We start from the raw sequence: 11,810 nt of genomic DNA on the forward strand, positions 1-11,810 counted from the left end.
ACAGCCAGACGTCGCTGCTGATGGCGGTCGGGCGGCCCTCCGGGCCGGCCGAGGGAGAGAGGGCCTCCGACGACTGCACCGCGGGAACACCGGGCATCCGTATGCCTGTGCGCGCCCGAGCTGCGGTGTCAGGCGCCTCAACCGAACCCTCGCAACCGATCCACGAGGAGCAGCCCAGTCATGACGACTGTCGCCAACCAGCAGGACTTCAAGGTCGCCGACCTGTCCCTTGCGGCCTTCGGCCGTAAGGAGATCACCCTCGCCGAGCACGAGATGCCCGGACTGATGTCGATCCGCCGTGAGTACGCGGCGCAGCAGCCGCTCGCCGGCGCGCGCATCACCGGCTCGCTGCACATGACCGTGCAGACCGCGGTGCTGATCGAGACCCTCGTGGCGCTGGGCGCCGAGGTCCGCTGGGCCTCCTGCAACATCTTCTCCACCCAGGACCACGCCGCCGCGGCCATCGCCGTCGGCCCGAACGGCACCCCCGAGGCACCGGCCGGCGTCCCGGTCTTCGCCTGGAAGGGCGAGACCCTGGAGGAGTACTGGTGGTGCACGGAGCAGGCGCTGACCTGGCCGAACACCCCCACCGGCGGCCCGAACATGATCCTGGACGACGGCGGTGACGCCACCCTCCTCGTCCACAAGGGCGTCGAGTTCGAGAAGGCCGGAGAGGCCCCGGACCCGTCCACGGCGGACTCCGAGGAGTACTCCTACATCCTCACCCTGCTCAACCGCACGCTCGCCGAGTCCCCCCAGAAGTGGACCCAGCTCGCGTCCGAGATCCGCGGCGTGACGGAGGAGACCACCACCGGTGTCCACCGTCTCTACGAGATGATGACCGAGGGCACGCTGCTGTTCCCGGCCATCAACGTCAACGACGCCGTGACGAAGTCGAAGTTCGACAACAAGTACGGCTGCCGTCACTCGCTGATCGACGGCATCAACCGCGCGACCGACGTCCTGATCGGTGGCAAGACCGCCGTCGTCTTCGGCTACGGAGACGTCGGCAAGGGCTGTGCCGAGTCCCTGCGGGGCCAGGGCGCCCGGGTGATCATCACGGAGATCGACCCGATCTGCGCGCTGCAGGCGGCGATGGACGGGTACCAGGTCGCGACGCTCGAGGACGTCGTCGAGACGGCGGACATCTTCATCACGACCACCGGCAACAAGGACATCATCATGTCCACCGACATGGCCCGGATGAAGCACCAGGCCATCGTCGGCAACATCGGTCACTTCGACAACGAGATCGACATGGCCGGTCTGGCCCGGATCCCCGGGATCGTGAAGGACGAGGTCAAGCCGCAGGTCCACACCTGGACGTTCGAGGACGGCAAGGTCCTGATCGTCCTGTCCGAGGGCCGGCTGCTGAACCTGGGCAACGCGACGGGGCACCCGTCCTTCGTGATGTCGAACTCCTTCGCCGACCAGACGCTGGCGCAGATCGAGCTCTTCACGAAGCCGGAGGAGTACCCGACGGACGTGTACGTGCTCCCCAAGCACCTCGACGAGAAGGTCGCCCGCCTGCACCTGGACGCGCTCGGCGTCAAGCTGACGACCCTGCGCCCCGAGCAGGCCGCCTACATCGGCGTCAAGGTCGAGGGCCCGTACAAGCCGGACCACTACCGCTACTGACGCCGCGGGCGACGGCATGCGTTCCCTGACACACGCTCGTCCCCGTCAGCCGTAGAGGAGAAGGCAGGCCCCCGCACCCCCGTGCCGGGGGCCTGTCCCGTCCCCGGAGGTCGCACCGCCGAGCGCGGTGCGACCCCTGGACCCATTTCACCGAGGAAGCACCCCGAGGACCCATGCCCCGCGGCCGCTACGCGCTCCACGACCCGCACGATCACACCCCCCTCGGAGAAGAACACTTCCAATGCGCACCCGGCCCCTCCGGCTGGCGCTACGTCTCGCAGACGACCACCCCCGCGGGTGACCACGCCGGCTCCGTCGACCTGGCGGTCGACGCGCTGGGCCGGCCCCTCCGCCTCGAACTCCACGCCGCGAGCTGGCAGGTCCGCGGCGCGGCCCTCGACGGCGTCACCTGGGTCCGTACCGACCCCACCGGCACGCGGGCCACCGAAGGCAACGTGCGCGCCCATGCCTTCACCGGCACCTCTCCGGCGTTCCTCGTCGCCGTCACGCGACTGCTCCGTCTCACCCCCGCTTCCCCCGCCGCCCGCGTACGGCTCGTCGCCTTCACCGATCCGGTGCTCGCCCCGCGCACGGTCGACCAGTCCTGGGCCCTGGTGAAGAGTGAAACGCACACCACTGACAACGGGACGCTGATGGTGGACGAGTACCGCGTCGACGCCCTGGACACGGGGGAACGTCACACCGTTCACCTCGCCGGGGACGTGGTGCTCGCCGCCCCCGGAATCGAACTCGAGGACCTGGAGTCCCCGCCGTCCGTGTTCCCCGACACCGTGTGAGCGGGGTCGGGGAACCGTGCCGTGCGAGCCGTCGACCCGTGCCGTGTCGGCCGGCCCCCGCGGGGCCGCTCACGCGGGCGGGACGAAACCCGTCGTGGAAGCCGGTGACCCGCCTTCGGGCCTCGTGCCGGATGGGCCGGAACCGGCCTGAGCCGCGGAGTCGGTAGGCCCGACGGGCGCCTCGGCGGGTGTGACGAGGGGCGGCGCAGCGGGCGCCACTCCGCCCGGCCCTCCCGTGGCCCCCGGAGCCCTCCCGGCCTGCCCGGCCGCCTCGAACACCCGTCGTGCCTCCCGCGTCCGCCGCTCGGCGACCACCCCTGCCAGGTAGGCCACCGCCGGTACCCCGGCCGGCGCGGGCGTACCGGTCCGCGTCACCAGCTCACCGGCCAGCCGCTCCGCGAGCCGACGCCCCACCTCCGGGTCCAGCTGCGGCGCACGCGTCAGACACTGCCGTATCCCGAGCCAGAGGGAATCCGGCACGGCCGAGAGATCCAGCTCCGCGAACCGCCCCACCAGCTCCGGCGGAGGTGGCGGGACGGCGGTGGTCCGCGCCGTGGGCAGGCGCTCACGCACGACCAGCGTCCCGGCGAACACGTCACCGATCCGCCGCCCGCGCGCCGACACGAGCGAAGCGGCGCAGGCCACCACCCCGAAGGTCATCAGGATCTCCACGACGCCCATCGCCCCGCGCACCAGCGCGTGCCGGAAGCGAATCGGTCCGCCGTCGTCCCGTACGACCCGCAGCCCGCACGCCAGCTTCCCGATCGACCGACCGTGTGACAGCGTCTCCACCGCGATCGGAGCCCCGACGAACACCAGCAGGAAACAAGCGAGGGAGGCCGCCGTCCGCGCCGCCTCGTCCAAGGACGACGTGGCGACCGTGAGGCCGATACCGATCAGCAGATAGACGGCCCCCACCACCACCAGGTCGAGGAACAGCGCCAGCGCCCGGCTCGGCAACCGCGCCGGCCGCAGGTCCAGTACGACGGCGTCCCCCGTCACCACCCCGGTCACGGCACCCACCCTTCTCCGGCCTTCCCGGCCCGCCGGTACGACAGTCTGCCAAGCTGACCCGCAGTGCGCCGCAGTCACCCCGTCCCCGACCCGTCCGCGTCCCCGTCCGCACCCGCGCCTGGAGCAGCAGCCGATCATGGACCTCGACGTCTACGTCACCGCCCACCGCGCCGAGTGGGAGCGCCTCGACCAGCTCCTGCGCAGGGGCGGCAGGCTCACCGGCGCGGAGGCGGACGAACTCGTCGCCCTCTACCAACGCACCGCGACGCACCTGTCCCTGATCCGGTCCAGCGCCCCGGACCCGCTGGTCGCCGCCCGGCTCACGCAACTCGTGGCCCGCGCCCGTGCCACGGTCACCGGCACCCGCCGTTCCTCCTGGCGTGACGCGGCCGGATTCCTCACCGCCGGCTTCCCGGCGGCCGTCTACCGGTCCCGTCACTGGTGGATTCCGACGGCCGTCCTCTCCACGCTCGTCGCCGTGCTCATCGGCTGGTGGATCGGCGGTCACCCGGAGGTCCAGTCCGCCATCGGCGCCCCGGCCGACCTGCGGGAGATGACCCGCCCCGGCGGTGAGTACGAGACCTACTACTCCAGCCATCCCGCGGCGTCCTTCGCGGCCCAGGTCTGGACGAACAACGCCTGGGCCGCCGCCCTCTGCCTTGTCCTCGGCGCCTTCCTCTGCGTTCCGGTGCTCTGGATCCTCTTCCTCAACATGCTGAACCTGGGCGTCGGTATCGGGCTGATGGCCTCCGCCGGCCGTCTCGACGTGTTCCTGGGGCTGATCCTGCCGCACGGCCTGTTGGAACTGACCGCGGTCTTCGTCGCCGCCGGTACGGGACTGCGTCTGGGCTGGACCGTCGTCGACCCCGGTCCGACGACCCGCCGCACGGCCCTCGCCCGGCAGGGCCGCTCCGCCGTGGGCATGGCCATCGGCCTGGCATTGGTCCTCTTCGTCTCGGGCCTGATCGAGGGCTTCGTGACTCCGTCGGGCCTGCCCACCTGGGCGCGCATCGGCATCGGAGTCGCTGCCGAGCTGGCGTTCCTCGTGTACGTGTACGTCCTGGGAGGGCGTGCGGCACGCGCCGGAGACACCGGAGACGTGGAGGAGTCCGACCGGAGCGCGGAGCTTCCCTTCGCCGCGTGATCCCTGATGTGCGTCAGGCCCGCTGACCTGCTAGTGTCCTCTTCGCCCGCAAAAGCCGTTGACACGGTCAGCGCGGGGAGGTATATTTAAACGGTTGCCTCGAACTGGACAAGTTCGATGGACAACCAGTAGAGTCACCCTCGCTCCGGTCGGGACAATGATTTCCACGGAGCCATCCCGATTCCTTATTCGAATCACGAAAGTCGCCGATTAGGTCGGCCGAAATGATTCTGATAAAGTCGGGTCCGCCGGAAAGGAAAGCGCGAGAGCGAATTCCCGGAAGGCAACCCGCTCCAGCGGGTGGCAGAAACGAGGAATCGGGTCTGCTAAGCTGGAAACACGAAATACCGAAGGGAAAATGCCCGGAGGAAAGCCCGAGAGGGTGAGTACGAAGGAAGCGTCCGTTCCTTGAGAACTCAACAGCGTGCCAAAAATCAACGCCAGATTAGTTGATACCCCGTCCATCTTCGGATGGTCGTGGTTCCTTTGAAAGTCCTGTCGGCCCTTGTGGTGGGCAGGCGACATACACAGCGAGGACGCTGTGAACGACCGGTCTTATTCCGACTGGTCGTTCCGCTCTCGTGATGTGTGCACCCGCGGCCCTTCATCGGGCATTGGTCGGGTAAACATTCACGGAGAGTTTGATCCTGGCTCAGGACGAACGCTGGCGGCGTGCTTAACACATGCAAGTCGAACGATGAAGCCCTTCGGGGTGGATTAGTGGCGAACGGGTGAGTAACACGTGGGCAATCTGCCCTTCACTCTGGGACAAGCCCTGGAAACGGGGTCTAATACCGGATAATACCGGCTTCCGCATGGGGGTTGGTTGAAAGCTCCGGCGGTGAAGGATGAGCCCGCGGCCTATCAGCTTGTTGGTGGGGTAATGGCCTACCAAGGCGACGACGGGTAGCCGGCCTGAGAGGGCGACCGGCCACACTGGGACTGAGACACGGCCCAGACTCCTACGGGAGGCAGCAGTGGGGAATATTGCACAATGGGCGAAAGCCTGATGCAGCGACGCCGCGTGAGGGATGACGGCCTTCGGGTTGTAAACCTCTTTCAGCAGGGAAGAAGCGAAAGTGACGGTACCTGCAGAAGAAGCGCCGGCTAACTACGTGCCAGCAGCCGCGGTAATACGTAGGGCGCAAGCGTTGTCCGGAATTATTGGGCGTAAAGAGCTCGTAGGCGGCTTGTCACGTCGGGTGTGAAAGCCCGGGGCTTAACCCCGGGTCTGCATTCGATACGGGCAGGCTAGAGTGTGGTAGGGGAGATCGGAATTCCTGGTGTAGCGGTGAAATGCGCAGATATCAGGAGGAACACCGGTGGCGAAGGCGGATCTCTGGGCCATTACTGACGCTGAGGAGCGAAAGCGTGGGGAGCGAACAGGATTAGATACCCTGGTAGTCCACGCCGTAAACGTTGGGAACTAGGTGTTGGCGACATTCCACGTCGTCGGTGCCGCAGCTAACGCATTAAGTTCCCCGCCTGGGGAGTACGGCCGCAAGGCTAAAACTCAAAGGAATTGACGGGGGCCCGCACAAGCAGCGGAGCATGTGGCTTAATTCGACGCAACGCGAAGAACCTTACCAAGGCTTGACATATACCGGAAAGCATTAGAGATAGTGCCCCCCTTGTGGTCGGTATACAGGTGGTGCATGGCTGTCGTCAGCTCGTGTCGTGAGATGTTGGGTTAAGTCCCGCAACGAGCGCAACCCTTGTCCTGTGTTGCCAGCATGCCCTTCGGGGTGATGGGGACTCACAGGAGACCGCCGGGGTCAACTCGGAGGAAGGTGGGGACGACGTCAAGTCATCATGCCCCTTATGTCTTGGGCTGCACACGTGCTACAATGGCCGGTACAAAGAGCTGCGATGCCGTGAGGCGGAGCGAATCTCAAAAAGCCGGTCTCAGTTCGGATTGGGGTCTGCAACTCGACCCCATGAAGTCGGAGTTGCTAGTAATCGCAGATCAGCATTGCTGCGGTGAATACGTTCCCGGGCCTTGTACACACCGCCCGTCACGTCACGAAAGTCGGTAACACCCGAAGCCGGTGGCCCAACCCCTTGTGGGAGGGAGCTGTCGAAGGTGGGACTGGCGATTGGGACGAAGTCGTAACAAGGTAGCCGTACCGGAAGGTGCGGCTGGATCACCTCCTTTCTAAGGAGCACAGTACCGATTGCAGGCAAATGTTCTGCACGGTCAGCTCATGGGTGGAACGTTGATTAGTTGGCACAGTGGGTTTGGACGAGTTCGTTAGTACTGCTTCGGCGTGGAACGCGGTGATCGTCTGGACTGGCTGTGTTTGGCACGTTGTTGGGTGTCTGAGGGTGCGGCCGTGAGGTCGTTGCCTTCGTGATGCCGGCCCCAGTGAACCTGTTGCTTGTCGACGGGGTGATGGGTGGCTGGTCGTTGCTTGAGAACTACACAGTGGACGCGAGCATCTGTGGCCAAGTTTTTAAGGGCGCACGGTGGATGCCTTGGTACCAGGAACCGATGAAGGACGTGGGAGGCCACGATAGTCCCCGGGGAGCCGTCAACCAGGCTTTGATCCGGGGGTTTCCGAATGGGGAAACCCGGCAGTCGTCATGGGCTGTCACCCATGCCTGAACACATAGGGCATGTGGAGGGAACGAGGGGAAGTGAAACATCTCAGTACCCTCAGGAAGAGAAAACAACCGTGATTCCGGGAGTAGTGGCGAGCGAAACCGGATGAGGCCAAACCGTATGCGTGTGATACCCGGCAGGGGTTGCGCATGCGGGGTTGTGGGATCTCTCTTTCACAGTCTGCCGGCTGTGAGGCGAGTCAGAAACCGTTGATGTAGGCGAAGGACATGCGAAAGGTCCGGCGTAGAGGGTAAGACCCCCGTAGCTGAAACATTGACGGCTCGTTTGAGAGACACCCAAGTAGCACGGGGCCCGAGAAATCCCGTGTGAATCTGGCGGGACCACCCGCTAAGCCTAAATATTCCCTGGTGACCGATAGCGGATAGTACCGTGAGGGAATGGTGAAAAGTACCGCGGGAGCGGAGTGAAATAGTACCTGAAACCGTGTGCCTACAAGCCGTGGGAGCGTCGCATGCAAGCTTGCTTGTATGTCGTGACTGCGTGCCTTTTGAAGAATGAGCCTGCGAGTTTGCGGTGTGTTGCGAGGTTAACCCGTGTGGGGAAGCCGTAGCGAAAGCGAGTCCGAATAGGGCGTTTGAGTAGCACGCTCAAGACCCGAAGCGGAGTGATCTAGCCATGGGCAGGTTGAAGCGGAGGTAAGACTTCGTGGAGGACCGAACCCACCAGGGTTGAAAACCTGGGGGATGACCTGTGGTTAGGGGTGAAAGGCCAATCAAACTCCGTGATAGCTGGTTCTCCCCGAAATGCATTTAGGTGCAGCGTCGTGTGTTTCTTGCCGGAGGTAGAGCACTGGATAGGCGATGGGCCCTACCGGGTTACTGACCTTAGCCAAACTCCGAATGCCGGTAAGTGAGAGCGCGGCAGTGAGACTGTGGGGGATAAGCTCCATGGTCGAGAGGGAAACAGCCCAGAGCATCGACTAAGGCCCCTAAGCGTACGCTAAGTGGGAAAGGATGTGGAGTCGCAGAGACAACCAGGAGGTTGGCTTAGAAGCAGCCACCCTTGAAAGAGTGCGTAATAGCTCACTGGTCAAGTGATTCCGCGCCGACAATGTAGCGGGGCTCAAGCGTACCGCCGAAGTCGTGTCATTGCAGTATGTACCCCCAACGGGGACTGTGATGGGTAGGGGAGCGTCGTGTGCCGGGTGAAGCAGCCGCGGAAGCGAGTTGTGGACGGTTCACGAGTGAGAATGCAGGCATGAGTAGCGATACACACGTGAGAAACGTGTGCGCCGATTGACTAAGGGTTCCTGGGTCAAGCTGATCTGCCCAGGGTAAGTCGGGACCTAAGGCGAGGCCGACAGGCGTAGTCGATGGACAACCGGTTGATATTCCGGTACCCGCTTTGAAACGCCCAGTATCGAGCCCATTGATGCTAAGGCCGTGAAGCCGTCCTGGATCCTTCGGGTGAAGGGAAGTGGTGGAGCCGCTGATCCAAGGTGGTAGTAGGTAAGCGATGGGGTGACGCAGGAAGGTAGTCCAGCCCGGGCGGTGGTTGTCCCGGGGTAAGGGTGTAGGCCGTGTGATAGGTAAATCCGTCGCACGTTAAGGCTGAGACCTGATGCCGAGCCGATTGTGGTGAAGTGGATGATCCTATGCTGTCGAGAAAAGCCTCTAGCGAGTTTCATGGCGGCCCGTACCCTAAACCGACTCAGGTGGTCAGGTAGAGAATACCGAGGCGTTCGGGTGAACTATGGTTAAGGAACTCGGCAAAATGCCCCCGTAACTTCGGGAGAAGGGGGCCATGTCTGGTGATGAGTCTTGCACTCTGAGCTGGGTGTGGCCGCAGAGACCAGCGAGAAGCGACTGTTTACTAAAAACACAGGTCCGTGCGAAGCCGTAAGGCGATGTATACGGACTGACGCCTGCCCGGTGCTGGAACGTTAAGGGGACCGGTTAGTGATCTTTCGGGGTTGCGAAGCTGAGAACTTAAGCGCCAGTAAACGGCGGTGGTAACTATAACCATCCTAAGGTAGCGAAATTCCTTGTCGGGTAAGTTCCGACCTGCACGAATGGCGTAACGACTTCTCGACTGTCTCAACCATAGGCCCGGTGAAATTGCACTACGAGTAAAGATGCTCGTTTCGCGCAGCAGGACGGAAAGACCCCGGGACCTTTACTACAGTTTGATATTGGTGTTCGGTTCGGCTTGTGTAGGATAGGTGGGAGACTTTGAAGCTGTGACGCCAGTCATGGTGGAGTCGCCGTTGAAATACCACTCTGGTCGTGCTGGATGTCTAACCTCGGTCCGTGATCCGGATCAGGGACAGTGTCTGATGGGTAGTTTAACTGGGGCGGTTGCCTCCCAAAGAGTAACGGAGGCGCCCAAAGGTTCCCTCAGCCTGGTTGGCAATCAGGTGTTGAGTGTAAGTGCACAAGGGAGCTTGACTGTGAGACCGACGGGTCGAGCAGGGACGAAAGTCGGGACTAGTGATCCGGCGGTGGCTTGTGGAAGCGCCGTCGCTCAACGGATAAAAGGTACCCCGGGGATAACAGGCTGATCTTCCCCAAGAGTCCATATCGACGGGATGGTTTGGCACCTCGATGTCGGCTCGTCGCATCCTGGGGCTGGAGTCGGTCCCAAGGGTTGGGCTGTTCGCCCATTAAAGCGGTACGCGAGCTGGGTTTAGAACGTCGTGAGACAGTTCGGTCCCTATCCGCTGTGCGCGTAGGAATATTGAGAAGGGCTGTCCCTAGTACGAGAGGACCGGGACGGACGAACCTCTGGTGTGCCAGTTGTCCTGCCAAGGGCATGGCTGGTTGGCTACGTTCGGGAGGGATAACCGCTGAAAGCATCTAAGCGGGAAGCCTGCTTCGAGATGAGTATTCCCACCTCCTTGAGAGGGTAAGGCTCCCAGTAGACGACTGGGTTGATAGGCCGGATGTGGAAGCCCAGTAATGGGTGGAGCTGACCGGTACTAATAGGCCGAGGGCTTGTCCTCAGTTGCTCGCGTCCACTGTGTTAGTTCTGAAGTAACGAACTCGCCTTTTTGCTGGCTGGAGTTTGTTTTCTTCATAGTGTTTCGGTGGTCATAGCGTTAGGGAAACGCCCGGTTACATTCCGAACCCGGAAGCTAAGCCTTTCAGCGCCGATGGTACTGCAGGGGGGACCCTGTGGGAGAGTAGGACGCCGCCGAACAATTTTTAGCCTCAGTCCCCGGACCTCGTGTCCCGGGGACTGAGGCATTTTCGCGTTCAGGGCCCGTTACGACACAACCGCGTAGGCCAGGCCACAGGGCTCTGGCATGGCTGGACGAGCGTGCACCCAGGACCACGCGATCAGAGCCGGCCGGCGGCCTTCAACGCGAGATACGCGTCCGCCAGCGCCGGAGCGAGATCGTCCGGGCCGGCGTCCACGACCGTGACCCCGTACCGGCGCAGCCGGTCCGCCGTGCGACGACGCTGGGCCTGGTCCTGAGCCGCCGCGGCAGCCGTGTACACACCCTCCGGCGTGCCCCGGCTCTCCGCCGCCATGCGAGCGGTGTGAGGGTCCGCAACCGAGGCCACCAGGACCGTGTGCCGCTGGACGAGCCGCGGCAGCACAGGGAGCAGCCCCTCCTCGACCGGGGCCGCGTCCAGGCCGGTCAGCAACACCAGCAGCGAACGCCGCGGTGCCTGGGCCAGCGCGGTGGCCGCCAGCGCGCGCGTATCCGTCTCCACGAGCTCCGGCTCCAGAGTAGCCAGGGCATCGACCACAGCGGGCAGGACGTCGCCCGCCGACCTGCCGAGCACCTGGGCACGGACACCGCGGTCGTGGGCCAGCAGGTGCACCCGGTCGCCCGCGCGGGAGGCGAGAGCGGTGAGGAGCAAGGCGGCGTCCATCGCCGCGTCCAGCCGTGGCACGTCACCGACACGACCCGCCGAGGTACGGCCGGTGTCGAGGACGATCAGGACGTGCCGATCACGCTCGGGGCGCCAGGTACGCACGGCGACCGTGGCCTGCCGTGCGGTAGCCCGCCAGTCGATGGAGCGGACATCGTCCCCCGGCACGTACGCGCGCAGACTGTTGAACTCCGTACCCTCCCCACGGGAGAGCACGGACGTACGGCCGTCGAGTTCACGGAGCCGCGCCAGCCGGGACGGCAGATGCCGCCGGCTGGCGAAAGCGGGCAGGACGCGCACCGTCCACGGAACCTCGTGCCGGCCCTGGCGGGCGGCCAGACCCAGCGGGCCGAAGGAGCGCACGGTGACCCGCTCCGCCCGGCGGTCGCCCCGGCGGGAGGGCCGCAGGACCGTGGTCGTCCGGCGCCACTCACCCGCCGGAACCGTAAGCGGCGGACGAGCCCCGGCCCGCTCCGCTCCGGATGCCCCACCGCTCGGAGGCCAGGCGTCACGCAGCTGGGCGCGCAGCCGGCGACGCGACGGGTTGGCCACCGTCAGATGCACCTCGGCCTCGTCACCCAGTCGAACCTTTGTGTCACCACTTCGGGTGAACCGGAGCGTTCGCACTGGCGCGGCCAACGCGTAGTCGCACAGAATTGCGAGGGAGAGGGGTGCGTTGACCGCGAGAATCCCCGCCCAGCTGGGGGCGAGGACACCGACGGGAAGCGACCCGAGGGCGGCGAGGAGTGCGGTACGTCCGGTGAGGGCCATGG

Annotated in this window: 5 protein-coding genes and 3 rRNA genes; 6 read left to right on the plus strand and 2 right to left on the minus strand. The window is 64.6% G+C overall.

Annotated features, from left to right (window positions below):
• The first annotated feature begins 180 nt into the window (after window positions 1-180).
• On the plus strand, window positions 181-1,638 hold the full coding sequence (gene ahcY, locus OG393_RS20045; protein ID WP_327376048.1) for an adenosylhomocysteinase: 1,458 nt from the start codon (window positions 181-183) through the stop codon (window positions 1,636-1,638).
• Window positions 1,639-1,811: 173 nt separating this feature from the next.
• A complete protein-coding gene (locus OG393_RS20050) occupies window positions 1,812-2,435 on the plus strand; it encodes a hypothetical protein (RefSeq protein ID WP_327376049.1) in 624 nt (207 codons plus the stop codon).
• A gap of 69 nt (window positions 2,436-2,504) precedes the next feature.
• Here the strand turns inward: OG393_RS20050 and OG393_RS20055 are convergent, their stop codons facing one another.
• Window positions 2,505-3,449 carry an RDD family protein gene (locus OG393_RS20055; RefSeq protein ID WP_327376050.1) on the minus strand — a complete coding sequence of 315 codons (945 nt, stop codon included), beginning with the start codon at window positions 3,447-3,449 and terminating at the stop codon, window positions 2,505-2,507.
• A gap of 136 nt (window positions 3,450-3,585) precedes the next feature.
• On the opposite strand from OG393_RS20055, the gene OG393_RS20060 reads away from it, so the two are divergent.
• The 4 genes from OG393_RS20060 to rrf all read left to right on the plus strand — a co-directional run bounded on the left by OG393_RS20060 (window position 3,586) and on the right by rrf (window position 10,354).
• Window positions 3,586-4,593: a stage II sporulation protein M gene (locus OG393_RS20060; protein WP_327376051.1), complete on the plus strand. Its 1,008-nt coding sequence runs from the start codon at window positions 3,586-3,588 to the stop codon at window positions 4,591-4,593.
• A gap of 629 nt (window positions 4,594-5,222) precedes the next feature.
• Window positions 5,223-6,748, plus strand: a 16S ribosomal RNA gene (locus OG393_RS20065).
• A gap of 288 nt (window positions 6,749-7,036) precedes the next feature.
• A 23S ribosomal RNA gene (locus OG393_RS20070) occupies window positions 7,037-10,157 on the plus strand.
• 80 nt (window positions 10,158-10,237) lie between these two features.
• Window positions 10,238-10,354, plus strand: a 5S ribosomal RNA gene (gene rrf / locus OG393_RS20075).
• Together the 16S, 23S and 5S rRNA genes form the textbook arrangement of a ribosomal RNA operon.
• Before the next feature lie 140 nt (window positions 10,355-10,494).
• Here rrf and OG393_RS20080 read toward each other — a convergent pair.
• On the minus strand, window positions 10,495-11,808 hold the full coding sequence (locus OG393_RS20080) for a DUF58 domain-containing protein (RefSeq protein WP_327376052.1): 1,314 nt from the start codon (window positions 11,806-11,808) through the stop codon (window positions 10,495-10,497).
• Window positions 11,809-11,810: the final 2 nt, after the last annotated feature.

Source organism: Streptomyces sp. NBC_01216 (assembly GCF_035994945.1).
Classification (GTDB): domain Bacteria; phylum Actinomycetota; class Actinomycetes; order Streptomycetales; family Streptomycetaceae; genus Streptomyces.